General features: G+C 73.7%; 13 protein-coding genes. 9 read left to right on the top strand and 4 right to left on the bottom strand.

Translation table 11 applies throughout. The features are described 5' to 3' along the window. The first annotated feature begins 50 nt into the window (after positions 1-50). Positions 51-2,498 carry a right-handed parallel beta-helix repeat-containing protein gene (locus AZE13_RS12810; protein WP_107288323.1) on the top strand — a complete coding sequence of 816 codons (2,448 nt, stop codon included), beginning with the start codon at positions 51-53 and terminating at the stop codon, positions 2,496-2,498. Here the strand turns inward: AZE13_RS12810 and AZE13_RS12805 are convergent. After that, positions 2,468-4,768: a hypothetical protein gene (locus AZE13_RS12805; protein ID WP_258527780.1), complete on the bottom strand. Its 2,301-nt coding sequence runs from the start codon at positions 4,766-4,768 to the stop codon at positions 2,468-2,470. The genes AZE13_RS12810 and AZE13_RS12805 overlap by 31 nt on opposite strands. A gap of 437 nt (positions 4,769-5,205) precedes the next feature. Between AZE13_RS12805 and AZE13_RS12800 the strand changes: the two genes are divergently transcribed. Beyond that, entirely contained in the window at positions 5,206-6,075 is an 870-nt protein-coding gene (locus tag AZE13_RS12800; RefSeq protein ID WP_066930513.1) for a DeoR/GlpR family DNA-binding transcription regulator, read from the top strand. A 6-nt stretch (positions 6,076-6,081) separates the two neighbouring features. Here the strand turns inward: AZE13_RS12800 and AZE13_RS12795 are convergent, their stop codons facing one another. Then, positions 6,082-7,179: a PLP-dependent cysteine synthase family protein gene (locus AZE13_RS12795; protein WP_066930652.1), complete on the bottom strand. Its 1,098-nt coding sequence runs from the start codon at positions 7,177-7,179 to the stop codon at positions 6,082-6,084. 384 nt (positions 7,180-7,563) lie between these two features. Between AZE13_RS12795 and AZE13_RS12790 the strand changes: the two genes are divergently transcribed. The 5 genes from AZE13_RS12790 (at position 7,564) to AZE13_RS12770 (ending at position 10,927) form a co-directional block, all read left to right on the top strand. After that, complete coding sequence (locus tag AZE13_RS12790; protein WP_066930512.1) at positions 7,564-7,851, top strand: hypothetical protein; 288 nt, start codon at positions 7,564-7,566, stop codon at positions 7,849-7,851. A gap of 182 nt (positions 7,852-8,033) precedes the next feature. Further along, entirely contained in the window at positions 8,034-8,531 is a 498-nt protein-coding gene (locus tag AZE13_RS12785) for an ATP-binding protein (protein WP_066930651.1), read from the top strand. An 84-nt stretch (positions 8,532-8,615) separates the two neighbouring features. Next, positions 8,616-9,302, top strand: coding sequence for a TetR/AcrR family transcriptional regulator (locus AZE13_RS12780; RefSeq protein WP_079123960.1), 687 nt, complete (start codon positions 8,616-8,618; stop codon positions 9,300-9,302). 78 nt (positions 9,303-9,380) lie between these two features. Further along, complete coding sequence (locus AZE13_RS12775; RefSeq protein WP_066930511.1) at positions 9,381-9,968, top strand: DUF4865 family protein; 588 nt, start codon at positions 9,381-9,383, stop codon at positions 9,966-9,968. Positions 9,969-10,006: 38 nt separating this feature from the next. After that, positions 10,007-10,927: a phosphotriesterase gene (locus AZE13_RS12770; protein WP_066930649.1), complete on the top strand. Its 921-nt coding sequence runs from the start codon at positions 10,007-10,009 to the stop codon at positions 10,925-10,927. Positions 10,928-11,033: 106 nt separating this feature from the next. Here AZE13_RS12770 and AZE13_RS12765 read toward each other — a convergent pair whose 3' ends face one another. Next, the gene (locus tag AZE13_RS12765) at positions 11,034-12,254 is read right to left on the bottom strand and encodes an ROK family protein (protein WP_066930510.1); all 1,221 of its coding nucleotides are present in this window, start codon (positions 12,252-12,254) and stop codon (positions 11,034-11,036) included. 156 nt (positions 12,255-12,410) lie between these two features. Between AZE13_RS12765 and AZE13_RS12760 the strand changes: the two genes are divergently transcribed. Next, positions 12,411-13,178: a maleylpyruvate isomerase family mycothiol-dependent enzyme gene (locus AZE13_RS12760; protein ID WP_066930509.1), complete on the top strand. Its 768-nt coding sequence runs from the start codon at positions 12,411-12,413 to the stop codon at positions 13,176-13,178. 23 nt (positions 13,179-13,201) lie between these two features. Here AZE13_RS12760 and AZE13_RS12755 read toward each other — a convergent pair whose 3' ends face one another. Then, a complete protein-coding gene (locus AZE13_RS12755) occupies positions 13,202-14,407 on the bottom strand; it encodes a geranylgeranyl reductase family protein (RefSeq protein WP_066930508.1) in 1,206 nt (401 codons plus the stop codon). Between the two features lie 180 nt (positions 14,408-14,587). Here AZE13_RS12755 and AZE13_RS12750 point away from each other — a divergent pair, with 180 nt between their 5' ends. Further along, positions 14,588-15,943 (top strand): dipeptidase, encoded by a 1,356-nt coding sequence (locus AZE13_RS12750; RefSeq protein WP_066930507.1) that lies wholly within the window; start codon positions 14,588-14,590, stop codon positions 15,941-15,943. The last annotated feature ends 128 nt before the right edge of the window (positions 15,944-16,071 follow it).

Below are 16,071 nucleotides of genomic sequence, written 5' to 3'. Positions count from 1 at the left end.
TCAATCCTCTGACCAGCGGAAACGGTCCGCAATCCGTACGGTCCAAGGGTGTGGGTTCCGTCCAGGTGACGCACTCCGGAACGTCGCGCTGGCGGCGGCGTACGGGGGAGTACAGCTCGCTCGCCGCCGCCCTGGAGGCCGCCGGGGACGGTGATGTGCTGACCGTCGCGGCCGGTACGTACCGCGAGAACCTGGTGCTCCAGCGCGCGGTGACGCTGCGCGGTGCGGACGGGGCGCGGGGCGCAGTGCGGATCGCCCCGGCGGACGGGGTGGCGCTGACGATACGGGCCTCGGCGTCCGTGCACGACCTGCACCTGGAGGCGACGGATTCGGCCTCGCCCGCGCTGCTGGTGGAGGACGGCGCCCCGGAGCTGACCGGCCTGCGGGTGGTGACGCGCTCCGCGTCCGGTATCGAGGTGCGGGGCGGGGCCCGGCCGACGGTGCGGCGCTGCACGGTCGACAACGCCGGCGGCGTCGGCGTCAGCGTCCTGGACGGTTCCGGCGGGCTGTTCGAGGAGTGCGAGGTGCTGGCCGCCGGGCAGGTCGGCGTGGCGGTGCGCGGCGGGGGGCATCCGCGGCTGGAGAGCTGCCGGATCCACCACGCCTCGGGGGCCGGTCTGTCGGTCAACGGCGAGGGCAGCGCGGTCGAGGCCACCGGCTGCGAGCTGTACGAGATCAAGGGCGCGGGCATCCAGGTGGCGGCCCGGGCCACCGCCCACCTCACGGACTGCACGGTGCACCGCACCTCCGCCGACGGCATCACCCTGGACACCGACGCGGTGCTCACCCTGGCCGACTGCGACATCCACGACGTACCGGAGAACGCGATCGACCTGCGGTCGCGGTCGGTGCTGACGCTGACCCGCAGTACGGTGCGGCACTTCGGGCGCAACGGGCTGTCGGTCTGGGACCCGGGCACCCGGGTGGACGCCAACCAGTGCGAGATCCACGACAGTACGGGCGACTACCCCGCGGTGTGGGTCAGCGACGGCGCCACCGCCGTGCTGGACTCGACCCGGGTGCACGACGTCCCGGACGCGCTGTTCGTGCTGGACCGCGGCTCCCGGGCCGATGTCGTCGACTGCGACCTCGCGGACGTCCGCAACACCGCGGTGTCGGTGAGCGACGGGGCGACCGTACAGATCGACGACTGCCGGATCCGGGACGCGACGACCGGCGCCTGGTTCCGCGACCACGGCAGCGGCGGCACGCTCGCCAACTGCGCCATCGACGGGGCGCAGACCGGCGTGATCGTCACCAAGGGCGCCGACCCCACCATCGAGGGCTGCACGGTCAGCGCACCGGCCGAGGCCGGGTTCTACGTCTCGGCAGAGGGACGTGGCACCTTCCACGGCTGCCGGGTCACCGGAAGCTCCGGCTTCGGCTTCCACATCATCGACGGGTGCCGTACGACGCTGACGCGGTGCCGTACGGAGCGGTGTGCGCGCGGCGGCTACGAGTTCGCCGACGGCGGCACCGGGTACGGCGACGGGCCGGCGGTCCGGGACTGCACCAGTGACGAGAGCCGCGCCGTCCGGGAACCGGTCGCCGGGGCACCGGCCGCCGCCGGCCGGCCGGCGGTACAGACGGCCGGGCTGCTGGGCAGTGTCCCGGTGCAGAGCCCGGTGCAGAGCCCGCCACCGGCGCCCGCGGCGGCGACGGCGGACGCGGAGCCGGCGGCCGCCGGCCGGCCGTCCGCCGAGGTGCTGGGCGAGCTGGACACCCTCGTGGGGCTGGAGAGCGTCAAGCGTGAGGTGCGCAGCCTGATCAACATGATCGAGGTGGGCCGCCGGCGCCAGGAGGCGGGCCTGAAGGCCGCGTCCGTACGCCGTCACCTCGTCTTCACCGGCTCCCCCGGTACCGGCAAGACCACCGTGGCCCGGCTCTACGGCGAAATCCTGGCCTCCCTCGGGGTGTTGGAGCGCGGGCATCTGGTCGAGGTGTCGCGGGTGGACCTGGTGGGCGAGCACATCGGGTCCACCGCGATCCGCACCCAGGAGGCGTTCGACCGGGCGCGGGGTGGCGTGCTCTTCATCGACGAGGCGTACGCCCTCTCCCCGGAGGACTCCGGCCGGGACTTCGGCAAGGAGGCCATCGACACCCTCGTGAAGCTGATGGAGGACCACCGGGACGCGGTGGTGGTGATCGTGGCGGGCTACACCGCGGAGATGGAGCGCTTCCTCGCCGTCAACCCCGGTGTGGCGTCGCGTTTCTCACGGACCATCACCTTCGGCGACTACGCTCCCGAGGAGCTGCTGCGGATCGTCGAGCAGCAGGGCGAGGAGCACGAGTACCGCCTCGCCGAGGGGGCCGGTGAGGCACTGCTGAAGTACTTCACCGCGCTCCCCAAGGGCCCCTCCTTCGGCAACGGCCGCACCGCGCGGCAGACGTTCGAGGCGATGGTCGAGCGGCACGCGGGCCGGGTCGCGCAGCTGGCCGACCCGAGCACCGACGACCTGTCCCTGCTCTACGCCGACGACCTCCCCGAACTCCCCTGAAGGGGAAGGCCGCCCGACGCCGCGACAGCGGACCGGCCCCGCCCCGGGACCGGTCCGAGCCGGGCGACCAGCTCGGCCCGGACCGCCTCGAAGACCGGGTCGGCCTGGTAGTCGCCATGGCCCAGGATCTGCGCGGGCAGCGGGTGCCGCAGGCTGCGGCCGAAGGCCAGCGGGTCGCGCAGCGGGCCCTCGTCGATCCGCCGCCCGTCCTCGCAGGTGAGGCGGATCGGGCCGCCGATGGGGTCGGTGAACCGCCACAGATTGCGCCAGTCGTCCATCTCACGGTGGAGTCCAGTGAGCGCGGGCGGCCCGAAGTAGGCGGGGAACCAGCGTCCGTAGAGGCGCTCCAGGGGGCTGCCGTACGTCAGCAGCGCGACCCGGCTGCGGGTGACCAGGTCCAGCTGCCAGACGGCGGCGGCCGCCAGCACACTGCCCTGGGAGTGCCCGGAGATCACCAGACGGCCGTCGAAGCGCTCGGTCCAGGTGGCCATCCGCCAGGTGAGGTCGGGGACGGCGCGCTCGGCGTAGCAGGGCGGCGCGAAGGGGTGCGCGGCGCGCGGCCAGAACGTGCCGACGTCCCAGAGGATGCCGACGGTGCGACGGGCGGAGTGGTCGCGGTAGGCGCGCCGGCCGAGGGCGAGCAGCAGCAGGACGCCGGCGCCCATCAGCCAGGAGCCGAGGGACTCCGCGGTGCCGGCGGCGGTGTGCACGACGGGCGGTCCGCCGGCCGTGGCACGGCCGGGCGCCCGTTCGGTGAGCCAGGCGCCGGCCACCGCGCCCGCGCCGAGGACGAGGGTAACCACGGAGACGGCCGCGACCAGCACGGGCGCCGCGTCGGTGAGCCCGGCGCAGGCGATGGTGCCGGCGATCCGCCGCGTACGGCGCTCGTCGGGGCGCTCACCCGGGTCGAACAGCCCGGGGACGTCCTTGGCGACCCGCCGCCGGACGACCACCACGCGGACGGCGGCGAGCGCCGCGACGCCCGCCACCACGACCAGCAGCACCGGCAGGACGGACGCCTGCCAGGACAGCAGGACCGGCGGACCGGGAATCGGCGCATGCGCCTGGCCCGGCGTCGCGCCGCCGTCGATCCAGTCCGCGAAGCGCTGGGCCGCTCCCCCGGAGAGCACGCCGCCGACCGCGCAGGCCAGCAGGGCGACGGCTGGTCCGCCCATGCCGCGCAGCGCGGTGCGGCCGTCGTGGCGGACGGTGCGCTGCAGCACCCAGGCGGTCACCGCCAGCGCCAGGACCAGCAGGCCCTGGAGGACCGCGATCCCGCCGAACGCGGCGGCGCCGGGCAGCGGGCCGTCGCTGCGGGATCCCGGACGCACCCAGCCGAGGTGCACGACCGTCAGGGCCAGCACCCCGAGCGCGGCGTACGGGAGGGCCCGCACGACGAGCCGGTCGGAGGTGTCGTCCGGTGCGGCCTCGCTGCGCGCGGTCCGCCAGACGACGCCGACCGTGGCGGCGGCCAGCACGATCACCACGGCGCTCAGCACCGGGCCCGCCGCCGCGAGGACTCCCCCGCCGCCCTCGCCCGCGCCGCTCCGCTCGCCGCCGTCGATCTTCGCGCCGGCCGCGAGCAGTACCGCCGCGATGGTCAGGACCCCCGCCGTGCTGTGCGCGGCACGCAGCCGGGCGACCAGCCGGCGGCCGTACCAGAAGCCCTCCAGGCTGAGCGCGGTGCGTTCGGCGTGCGGGGTGTAGCGGGAGCTGCCGGGCTGCCGGGGCGGCGGGGAGGCGGATTCGTACGCGCTCCAGGTGCGGTGCGAGAGCCACCACAGGAAGCCGATGACGAGCAGCGGCATCACGGAGGCGAGCGCGAGACGGCGGCCGGGGGCGCTCCACCAGCCGTCGTGGTCCGGGCTGAGGAAGACCAGCCAGGATTTGCCGGTCGCGCAGGCGGTGGTGCCGGCGCACTGCCAGGCCGTGAGGTCGAGGGCGACCTCGCAGGACGCGGCGGCGAGCAGGACGGTGAGGGTGAGCGCGATCATCCGGACCAGCAGGTCGTAGATCCGCTGCGCCCAGTGGCCGGGCGGTGCGGCCGGGCGCATCCAGTGGGCGAGGTTGGCGACCATGAAGGGCAGCAGGATCAGCCACAGGGCGCGGGCGCCGTTGCCCGAGGTGAGGTTGGACCAGCAGTAGGCCTCGCGGACCGGCTCCGCGCGGTAGTCCTCGGGCCGCTCCTCCGCGTCCGCGTCGTCGGTACGGCGGTAGCAGGCGGCGGTGTCGTCGCCGGTGATCAGCTGGACGCGAGGATCGCCGAGCATCTCCTGCGCGGTGGCGCCGCCGACGCCGTGCACCAGCAGCTCCAGCGACAGCCGCGGTACGGCGTCCGGTGCCGCTCCTGGTGGTGAGCCCGTTCCGCCCGGCTCACCGGACGACGGGGCCGTCGCCCCATCTCCCGTCACCTCACGGCCCCTTGAGCGGGCATACGGCGTCGGTTCCACGATCTCCACTGGTTTTCCCCCGAGTTCTGTACGGCACCGTGCGGTGCGGTGCCCCGGGGATTCTCTCGTGCGGACCGGGGCGGCAGCCACCGTTCCGGGCGGATGGATGGTCGGTGTCGTCATGCTTCCCGGCATGGCGGGCCGACGGGACGGCGTCCCTGTCAGTGCCTCGTGCGAGGATGAGGGAACCAGTGATCGCGGGTGTGAGCCGGCGTGTACGACCCGAAAGACGAGCCGGGCGGAAGGGACGGGCCGGGGTGAGCGACAACCAGAACCTCCTCGCGGAGCAGCGGCGGGCCCTGATTCTCGACGAGGTCAGGCGCCGCGGCGGAGCGCGCGTCAATGAGCTCACCCGCAAGCTGAACGTGTCGGACATGACGGTCCGCCGTGATCTGGACGCACTGGCCCGGCAGGGCATGGTGGAGAAGGTGCACGGCGGCGCGGTGCCGGTGGGCGAGCCGAGCGCGCACGAGCCGGGATTCGAGGCGAAGTCGGCGCTGGAGCTGAGCGCGAAGGAGGACATCGCCAGGGCGGCGGCCGCGATGGCGGCCCCGGGCAGCGCGATCGCGCTGGCGGGCGGTACGACCGCGTACGCGCTGGCGCAGCGGCTTCTGGACGTACCGGACCTGACGGTGGTGACGAATTCCGTACGGGTCGCCGAGGTGTTCTACACGGCGCAGCGGGCGGCGGCCGGCGGCGGCCCCGGGCCGGGTGCGGGTGCGGGACCGGGGCCGGGCACGGGGAGCGCGACGGTGGTGCTGACGGGCGGTGTGCGGACACCGTCGGACACTCTGGTGGGACCGGTGGCGGATGCCGCGATCCGGTCGCTGCACTTCGATGTGCTGTTCCTCGGGGTGCACGGGATATCGGTGGAGGCGGGGCTGTCCACGCCGAATCTGGCGGAGGCGGAGACCAACCGGCACTTCGTACGGTCGGCGCGGCGGGTGGTGGTGGTCGCCGACCACACCAAGTGGGGCACGGTCGGGCTGAGTTCGTTCGCGACGCTGGACGAGGTCGATGTGCTGGTGACGGACGCGGGGCTGCCGGCCGAGGCGCGCGCGGAGTTCGTGGAGCTGCCGCCGGAGCTGGTGGTGGCGGGCGAGCGGCCGGCGGACCCGGAGAGCTGACGCCGGTCAGGACGGCCAGGAGCCGGTCGCCAGGAACTCCTCGATGGTGCGTGCGTAGGGGCCGATGTCCAGGCCCTGGGCGGCCAGCCAGTCGTCGGAGTAGTACTTGTCGAGGTAGCGGTCACCGGGGTCGCACAGGAGGGTGACGACGGATCCCGTACGCCCCTCGGCGACCATCTCCGAGACGATCTTCAACGCGCTCCACAGGCCGGTACCGGTCGAGCCGCCCGCCTTGCGGCCGATCGCCGTCTCCAGGGCGCGTACGGCGGCGACGCTGGCCGCGTCCGGGACCTTCATCATCCGGTCTATGGCACCGGGCACGAAGCTCGGCTCCATACGGGGCCGCCCGATGCCCTCGATACGGGAGGCGGTGGTGCAGTGGGTCGTGGTGTCGCCGGTGAGCCAGCCGTCGAAGAAGCAGGAGTTCTCCGGGTCGGGGACGCAGATCCGGGTGTCGTACTGCATGTAGTGGACGTAGCGGGCGATGGTCGCGGAGGTGCCGCCGGTGCCCGCGGTGGCCACGATCCAGGCCGGCTCGGGGTAGCGCTCCAGCCGCAGCTGCTGGTAGATCGACTCGGCGATGTTGTTGTTGCCGCGCCAGTCCGTGGCCCGCTCGGCGTAGGTGAACTGGTCCATGTAGTGCCCGCCGGACTCGGCGGCGAGCCGGGCGGAGACCTCGTAGACGGTCCGCGGGTCCTCGACGAGGTGACAGCTGCCGCCGTGGAACTCGATCAGGCGGGTCTTCTCCCGGCTGGTGGTGGCCGGCATCACCGCGATGAACGGCACCCCGATGAGGGAGGCGAAGTACGCCTCGGAGACGGCCGTGGAGCCGCTGGAGGACTCGATGACGGGCTTCCCGGGACGGATCCAGCCGTTGCACAGCCCGTAGAGGAAGAGCGACCGGGCGAGGCGGTGCTTGAGGCTGCCGGTGGGGTGCGTCGACTCGTCCTTCAGGTAGAGGTCGATGCCCCACTCCTCGGGCAGCGGGAAGCGCAGGAGGTGGGTGTCGGCGGTGCGGTTGGCGTCCGCCTGGACCTTGCGTACGGCTTCTTTCAGCCAGCTCCGGTAGTCCGGATCCGAACGGTCGACGTCGGCGGTCGGCATCGGGACGGGGGCCGGGGCCTCGGCCGCGGCCTCGCGGCCGGGCCGGCTCTGCGGCTGCTGTGCGGTGCTCACGGGTGCTCTCCTCGGGTGGTGGGAAAGCCCGTGCGAATCGCCGGGCCGATTCCGACTATAACCACCCTCCGCACCCTTCTCACCTGCATAAACATCACTTTGGGAGACCCCAAGGAGGCCCTGGGGAGCGCTCGTTGCGCCCTCCGGCGCCCCCACCGGACGCCGACGGCACTGGTGCATCGGGCACGGGTGACGGCACACTTCCCCCAAGGGGCGGCGGAGTCCCGCACGGGGTGGTGGAGTCCGACAAGGGGCGACGGGGCCACGGGGCGGTGAAGGGCAGCTGCCCGTCTCACCGAGGAGGTACCGGCCATGGCGGAGCCGGAGTTCAACGCGACCGGCGTACGGATCGAACGCTGGCTGAGGTCCCTGACCCGCGCCGGTCAGGTCGTCATCAGGGACGGCCGGCTGGCCCTGCTGACCAGCTACGGCACGGAGATCGACAGTGCCCCACTGCAAGCAGTGCAGGCCCACCGGCCGCTGTTCGCGGCGCGGGACCGGGCCATGGCCACGCTCAACGGGCACCGCTATTCGCTCACCCTCGGCGCCCCGGAGCTCTTCCTCAAGGCCGTCGAGGCGGCGCGTCCACCACACGCCTGAGGCCTTCCCCCGCCGGGCCGGTGCGGTTGCGGGAGCACACCGCCTGGCCGACCCTGGACTCGTATCACTGAGGGTTCACCAGCGGTGACACTGCGGTGTATGCGGCACGTCGGCATCGCTGGATCCGATCTTCGCCCCTGCCGGCACGGAGGGGCGCCCGGCCTCAGCAGGGAGTCGTGGTCGTGATCAGGCAGCCCAGCAGGTACTGCACGGTGGAGCTCCAGGCCGCTCCGGCTCGCATCGGGCAGGTGCGAAGAATCGTCTCGGCGCAGCTGCGGCACTGGCACCTCGACGCCCTGGTGGACCCGGCCGCACTGGGCGTGACCGAACTTCTCGCCAATGTGCACCGGCACGCCCGCCCCAGCAAGTACTGCACCGTCGAACTGTGCGCGCTGCTCGACCAGTTGACGGTCTCGGTGCATGACGAGGATCCGCGGCTGCCACGGCTGCGGGCCGCCGACGACTGGGAGACCTGCGGCCGCGGCCTGGCGTTGATCGCGGCACTCAGCGAGAGCTGGGGCGTGCGCCCGGAGAGCACCGGCAAGGCCGTGTGGTTCACCCTCCCGGCCCTGACCGCCACCCCCGGGGGAGTTCCCGCGGTGCACACCCACTGGGACCCACCGCCGCTGGAGGACGTCCGCACGGCGGCCGTCGGGGCGACCGGCGCACCCCCTCCTTGACCGCTCCCCCTGACCGCTCCCCTTGATCGCCCTCCTCAGCCACTCTCCTTGATCACTGTAACTACTGGTATGTACAGTGCGATCATGAGCACGGAGGAGAAGTCCGGCAGGCATGAACGGCACGACGACGTACCGGAACCACTCGACGCCCCGGAACCGCGGGACGTTCCGGAATCGCTCGGCACTCGGGAACGGCTGGTGCGGAGCACCCAGGAACTCCTGTGGGAGCGGGGCTACGTCGGCACCAGCCCCAAGGCGATCCTGGAGCGCGCCGGCGTCGGCCAGGGCAGCATGTACCACCACTTCTCGGGCAAGTCCGGCCTCGCCCTGGCGGCGATCCGGCGCACCGCGGAGGAGCTGACGGCCGCCGCCGAGGAGTGCCTGGCGACGCCCGGTACGGCGTACGACCGGATCGCGGCCTATCTGCTGCGCGAACGGCAGGCGTTGCGCGGCTGCCCCATCGGGCGGATGACGCAGGACCGCGATGTGGTGCGGAACGCCGCACTGCGGGCACCGCTGGACGAGATGTTCGACTGGCTGCGCGGGCGGATCACCGACATCCTCACCGAGGGACAGCGGGGCGGCGAGCTGTCCGGGGAGCTGGCTCCGGCGGCGACCGCCGCGACCGTCACGGCCGTGGTCCAGGGCGGCTACGTACTGGCCCGCGCGGCCGATGACCCCGCGCCGTTCGACGCGGCCGTCCAGGGCGTACTGGCGCTGCTCTCCGCGCAGTCGACCGCGGACCGCCCCGCCACCACCCCCGCCGACTGACCGCCGCCACCACCGCCGACCGGCCTCCACCATCCCCGCCGCCGGCACCGTCCCCGTCACCGCCCTACGGAGTTCCCCATGCACGCCATGCAGTACGCCCTCACCCTGCCCGCCGACTACGACATGCGGATCATCCGACACCGCGTGCGGTCCAAGGGCCACCTGCTGGACGACTTCGAGGGGCTCGGCCTCAAGGCGTACGGAATCCGCGAGCGCGGGACCGACGGCTCCCCCGTCAACCAATATGCGCCGTTCTACCTGTGGGCCGATCCGACGGCCATGAACCGCTTCCTTCTCGGTGACGGATTCCGCGGTCTGGTCCGCGACTTCGGGCGGCCGGCCGTACAGCACTGGCAGGGGCTGTACCACCGGTCCGGACCGGCCGCCGGGGCGCCGCCCCGCACCTTCACCCGGCGGACCGAGACCCTCCGCGAGGGCGCCGACGTGGCCACCGCGGTCGCGGACGCGGTGGCCGGGCACGAAGCGCTGGCCACGGCGGACGGAGTGCACACCACCGCCCTGGGCCTCGACCCGCGGCGCTGGGAACTGGTCCACTTCACCCTCTGGGCGGACGGTGCCGCGCCGCGCTCCGCGGGCGACCGCTTCCAGGTGCTGCATCTGTCCGCCCCCGGTGCGGGGCGGACTGCCACGGAGCGGCAGTGGTGACGGCGGCCTCCGCCCGGGGGCGCACCGGCCGCCCCGCCGTGGCCACCGTCCGCACGGTCCTCGGCGACATTCCGCCGGCCGCCCTCGGCGTCTGCGACGCACACGACCACCTATTCCTCCGCAGCCCCCGGCTGCCGGGCCAGGAGCTGGCCGACCCCGCGGCCGCGGCGGCCGAGCTGGCCGCCTTCCGCGCGGCCGGCGGCGCCGCCGTCGTCCAGTGGACGCCGTACGGTATGGGGCGGGGCGCGACCGAACTCCCGCGGCTGGCACGGGAGTCGGGGGTGGCGATCGTCGCCGCCACCGGACTGCACCAGGCGGTGCACTACGCGCCGGAGGTACTGGACCGCCTCCGTCCGGATCCCGCCGCGCGGTTCGTCGCCGAGCTGACCGAGGGGATCGGCGGCACCGGCCCCCACGCCGGGATGATCAAGGTCGCCGGAGGGTTCCACGGCCTGGACCGGCACGCCCGTCACACGATGGCCGCGGCCGCCGAGGCCCAGCGTGCGACCGGCGCGGTCATCGGCGTCCACCTGGAGCTGGGCACCGGCGCCCTGGACGTACTCGGCCTGCTCTGCGGGGAGTTGGCGGTACCGCCGGACCGGGTGATCCTGGGCCACCTCAACCGCTCGCCGGACCCCGTGGTACACCGGGCGGCCGCCGAGGCAGGCGCCTATCTGGCCTTCGACGGGCCCTCCCGGGCGCATCACGCGACCGACTGGCGGCTGCCCGACGCGCTGGCCGCGCTCGCCGAAGCGGGCTTCGAGGACCGGATCCTGCTCGGCGGGGACACCACGACGGCCGACGCCCGGTCGGTCAACGGCGGCCCCGGGATGCCTCATCTGCTGCGCGGCCACCGGCGGCGGCTCGAACTCACCCTGGGCGCCGAGCTGGTGACACGGTTTCTGACCACCAATCCGGCGAGGGCGTTCGCCGCCGTGTGGCCGGATTCCCGTCCGTAGGCCAGGCAGCCGCGCCGGGCTTCCGAGGCCGGGCGGCCGGCGCACAGGGCCTCCAGGGCCGGGCGGCCGGCGCACAGGGCCTCCGAGGCCAATCGGCCACCCAGGGCTACCGCTCCAGCACCACCAACGGATCGTCCAGCACCGGCTGCCAGGCCAGCTCTCCGGCGCCGACCAGGCTGTTGTGGTCGAGGCTGCACGGCAGTATGGGCACACCGCCGCTGCGCCCCCACAGGCTGCGGTCGGCGACCACCGCGCGCAGCCGCTCCGGGTCGGCCTCCAGCAGGGCGCGGTGCAGCCCGCCGAGGATGATCCGGTCGGGGTTGAGAATATTGACGAGTCCGGCGATGCCGAGGCCGAGGCGGTCGATGAGCAGGTCGGCCGCGGCGCGTACACCCGGGTCGGCGCCTTCGTCCCGGAGCAGATCGGCGGCCTGCTGGAGCAGCGAGCCCTCGGGGCCCGGTGCGCGCCCGGCCGCGACGAGGAACGCCAACGGGTCGGCCTCGACGTCCAGACAGCCGCGGCTGCCGCAGTGGCAGGGCGCGCCTTCGGGGTGGACGGTCAGATGGCCGACCTCCAGCGCCAGGCCGGAACTGCCGCTGTGCAGCCTGCCGTCGAGCACCAGCGCCCCGCCGACGCCCCGGTGGCCGGAGGCCACGCAGAGCAGATCGCGGGCGCCCCGGCCGGCGCCGTGCCGGTGTTCGGCGAGAGCCATGAGGTTGACATCGTTGCCGGTGAAACCGATCGCCTCGGTGACGCCGGGGATGCCGGCGTCGGCGAGTGCGCGCAGGAAGAGGGCGCGTACGGGCGCGCCCGAAGGCCAGGCGAGATGCAGCGGGTTGAGGGCCTCCCCGTCGGGTTCGGCGACCGCGGAGGGCACCGCGAGGCCGGCGCCGAGGCAGCGCCGTCCGGTCTCGCGCAACAGGTCCGACCCGGCCGCGACCACGTCGGCGAGGGCATCGGCCGGGTCGGCGGGGGTGGGTTCGCAGCCGCTCCTCGTGGCGACGATGCGGCCCCCGAGACCGACCAGCGCGACTCGGAAACCGTCGGCGTGGATCTGTGCGGCGAGCACCACGGGCCCGTTCGCGTCGACGGACAGCCGGTGGGAGGGGCGCCCCTGGGAGCCGGCCGAGGCGGTGGGCCGGGAGTCGACGGTGATCAGGCCGAGGGACTCGAGCTCGGCGGCCACCGCGCCCGCGGTCGCACGGGTCACGCCGAGTTCGGAGGTCAGGACGGCGCGGGTGGGCGCACGTCCGGTGTGTACGAGTTCCAGTGCGGGGCCGAGGGCGCTGCGGCCTCGCTCCAACCTGGTTGTCCGAGTCTGGGTCACCCCCCTATTCTGACTTTGTGTCGCCACTGAACAAAACACCTGTCCGGCAACGTGACGCGACGCCGGCGGAGGACCGCACCGCGTACGATGCCGGGCGACGGCCAACGGCCGTGACCGCAGAGGCGATTGTCAGTGGCGGCTGGCACACTCGACGGCATGGAGATCACTGAGTTCATCGAAACGCTGCGCCTCGACGGCGGCCTGCTCGCCGACGCCGCCGAGGAGGCGGGGCCGGACGCCCCCGTGCCGGCCTGTCCGGAATGGCGGATGCGGGATCTGATCCGCCATGTCGGACGAGTCCACCGCTGGGCGACGGAGATCGTGACGCAGGAGGCGCAGCAGCCCAGCCGCTCCGCCGAGGCGCCCGATCTCGCCGACGAGGAACTGGCCGGCTGGCTCCGCGAAGGCCATCACCACCTCGTCCTGGCGCTGCACTCCGCCCCGCAGGACCTGCGGGCCTGGTCGTTCTGGCCCAGCCCGTCCCCGCTGGCCTTCTGGGCACGCCGACAGGCACACGAGACCTCGATACACCGCGCGGACGCCCAGCAGGCGGCCGGCACCCCGCTCACCCCACTCCCCTCCGCCTTCGCCGCCGACGGCGTGGACGAACTCCTGACGGGCTTTCACCACCTCGACCGCAGCGGCCTGCGCACGGACGTTCCCCGGACGCTCCGGGTGCGGGCGACGGACGCCCCCGGCGCGGAGTGGACCGTCCACCTCTCCCCCGCCCCACCGCACGCGGTCCGCACCGGCACCGGCGGCAACGCTTCCGCGGCGGAAGCCGGCAAGCCGGCCGACTGCACCTTCGAAGGCCCGGCCGAGGAGCTCTACCTCGCCCTGTGGAACCGCCTCCCCTTGGACGCGATCACGGTCACCGGCGACGGGACACTGGCCCAGCTGTGGCGGGAGCGCGGAGGCGTGTAGGCCACCGGCCCCCGGCGCCGGGCTCAGGCCCGGTCCAGCGTCTCCAGCGTCCGCCGTGCCAGCGCGTTGGTGCGCACGATCTCCGCGAGCGTGGTCGTACCGCTGGTGATCTTCGCGAAGGCCCGCCAGGCCGGACGGAGGGTCGTCACCGCGGCGTGCAGCAGTCCGGGACGGCGGGAGAACGCCTTGAGCATCCGGCGGCCCACCCCCATCTCCACACCGAGGCCGGCCTTGATGGCGGAGGCGTATTGGCGGGCCTGACGTCGGGCGTCCACCGCGTCGTGCGCCTCCGCGACGCGGACCGCCCACTCCCCGGCGAGCCGCCCGGAGCGCAGTGCGAAGGAGATCCCCTCCCGCGTCCAGGGCTCCAGCAGCCCCGCGGCGTCGCCGCACACCAGCACCCGGCCACGGGACAGCGGCGAATCATCGGCACGGCAGCGCGTCAGATGCCCGGACGAGATGCTCGGCTCGAATCCGGCCAGGCCCAGCCGCCCGATGAAGTCCTGCAGATAACGCTTGGTCGCCGCGCCCTCGCCGCGCGCCGAGATGACGCCGACGGTGAGGGTGTCCCCCTTGGGGAAGACCCAGCCGTAGCTGCCGGGGATCGGTCCCCAGTCGATGAGCACCCGGCCCGCCCAGTCCTCGGCGACCGGCGGCGGCACCGGGATCTCCGCCTCCAGCCCGAGGTCGACCTGGTCGAGCTTGACGCCGACGTGGGCCCCTATCCGTCCCGCACTGCCGTCCGCCCCCACCACGGCGCGGGCCAGCACCACCTCGCCGTCGCCCAGGACGACCGCGACCGTGCGCCGGTCGGGGACCTCGGTGCCGTGCTGCTCCACCCGGGAGACCGTGACGCCGGTCCGGACCGTGGCGCCCGCGTCCTTGGCCGACTCGACCAGCCGGGCGTCGAACTCGGGGCGGTTGATCAGCCCGAAGAGCATGCTCCTGGAGCGGCGGGTACGGGTGAGCCGTCCGTTCAGCGAGAACGTCACGGCATGCACCCGGTCGCGCAGCGGCAGCTCGAAACCGGGCGGCAGCGCGTCCCGCGAGGGGCCGATGATGCCGCCGCCACAGGTCTTGTAGCGGGGCAGCTCCGCCTTCTCCAGCAGCAGTACCCGACGCCCCGTACAGGCCGCGGCATGCGCGGCCGAGGCGCCCGCCGGCCCCGCGCCCACCACCACGACGTCCCACACCCGCTGGTTGTCCTCCGTTGCCCGCTCGCTGCTCACCTGTGCTTCTGCTCCCGTTCGAGACCGGCTTGGCGTACCGCCCGCATCCTACGGGCCGCCGCCGCGCGGACGGCCTGTGGGAAGATTCGGAGGCCGGGAGCCACGCCCTCCGTCCGGCCGTCCGGCTCACGAGGCGGGACGGCCGTACCGTCACAACGCCGCGCCCACAAGGAGCGTTCCATGTCTGACAGCCCGCTCGCGCACACCGTCGCCGCACTGCAGGCCCGCGCCAGGACCGAGCTGGCCGAGCTGGTGGCCTTCAAGTCGGTGGCCGACCCGGCCCAGTTCCCCAGGAGCGAGTGCGAGGCGGCCGCCCGCTGGATCGTCGACGCCCTGCGGGCGGACGGCTTCCAGGACGTGGCCCTGCTGGACACCCCGGACGGCACACAGTCGGTGTACGGCTTCCTGCCCGGCCCGGCCGGTGCCCCGACGGTACTGCTGTACGCGCACTACGACGTGCAGCCGCCGCTGGACGAGGCCGCCTGGGACTCCCCGCCGTTCGAGCTGACCGAGCGCGACGGCCGCTGGTACGGCCGCGGTACCGCGGACTGCAAGGGCGGCCTGATCATGCACCTGACGGCGCTGCGCGCCCTGAAGGAGCACGGCGGCATACCGGTGAACGTCAAGGTGATCGTGGAGGGCTCGGAGGAACAGGGCACCGGCGGCCTGGAGCGGTACGCCGAAGCGCACCCTGAGCTGCTCGCGGCCGACGCGATCGTCATCGGCGACACCGGCAACTTCCGGGCCGGGCTGCCGACGGTGACCTCGACCCTGCGCGGAATGACGCTGGTGCGGGTCCAGGTCGACACCCTGGAGGGCAATCTGCACTCCGGCCAGTTCGGCGGCGCGGCCCCGGACGCACTGGCGGCGCTGATCCGGATCCTGGACTCGCTGCGCGCCGCGGACGGTTCGACGACCGTGAACGGGCTGGCCGCGGACGCCACCTGGGAGGGCCTGCAGTACCCGGAGGAGGAGTTCCGGAAGGACGCAAGGGTCCTGGACGGCGTCGGGCTGATCGGCGACGGCTCGGTGGCGGACCGCGTCTGGGCCCGGCCCGCGGTCACCGTCATCGGCATCGACTGCCCGCCGGTGATCGGCGCGACGCCGTCCGTACAAGCCGGTGCGCGGGCACTGGTGAGCCTGCGGGTGCCGCCGGGCACCGACGCCGCGGCGGCGACCAAGCTGCTGTCCGCGCATCTGGAGAACGCCGCTCCGTGGGGCGCACGGGTCACCGTCGAGCAGGTCGGTCAGGGCCAGCCGTTCCGCGCGGACACCAACAGCCCGGCCTACGCGTCGATGGCGGCCGCGCTCCAGGAGGCCTACGACGGCGAGGAGATGCAGACGGCCGGTATGGGCGGCTCCATCCCGCTGTGCAACACGCTGGCCGGGCTCTACCCGGACGCGGAGATCCTGCTGATCGGCCTGAGCGAGCCGGAGGCCCAGATCCACGCGGTCAACGAGAGCGTCTCACCGCGGGAGCTGGAGCGGCTGTCGCTCGCCGAAGCGGTGTTCCTCCGGAGGTTTGCGGGTCTTTAGGCCCCTCCGTTTGTCGGGTTTCCCGCCGTACCTCCGTTTCGCCGTTGCGCCTGCGGCGGGCGTGGGTTGGTCGGGCGCGGGTCCGCTCCTCCGGACTGACGTCCTGCGGAGCGGCCCCTCCCGGGGAT

Origin of the sequence: Streptomyces sp. NBRC 110611, from assembly GCF_001590865.1 — a bacterium.
Lineage (GTDB): Bacteria > Actinomycetota > Actinomycetes > Streptomycetales > Streptomycetaceae > Streptomyces.
Note: the sequence above shows the minus strand (reverse complement) of the source record. Positions and strands in the feature narration are given on the sequence as shown.

Excerpts from the sequence above, each read along its gene's own strand:
- AZE13_RS12805 (WP_258527780.1), bottom strand. The coding sequence starts at position 4,768 with ATGCTCGGCGATCCTCGCGTCCAGCTGATCACCGGCGACGACACCGCC.
- AZE13_RS12795 (WP_066930652.1), bottom strand. The coding sequence starts at position 7,179 with ATGCCGACCGCCGACGTCGACCGTTCGGATCCGGACTACCGGAGCTGG.
- AZE13_RS12790 (WP_066930512.1), top strand. The coding sequence starts at position 7,564 with ATGGCGGAGCCGGAGTTCAACGCGACCGGCGTACGGATCGAACGCTGG.
- AZE13_RS12780 (WP_079123960.1), top strand. The coding sequence starts at position 8,616 with ATGAGCACGGAGGAGAAGTCCGGCAGGCATGAACGGCACGACGACGTA.
- AZE13_RS12775 (WP_066930511.1), top strand. The coding sequence starts at position 9,381 with ATGCACGCCATGCAGTACGCCCTCACCCTGCCCGCCGACTACGACATG.
- AZE13_RS12760 (WP_066930509.1), top strand. The coding sequence starts at position 12,411 with ATGGAGATCACTGAGTTCATCGAAACGCTGCGCCTCGACGGCGGCCTG.
- AZE13_RS12750 (WP_066930507.1), top strand. The coding sequence starts at position 14,588 with ATGTCTGACAGCCCGCTCGCGCACACCGTCGCCGCACTGCAGGCCCGC.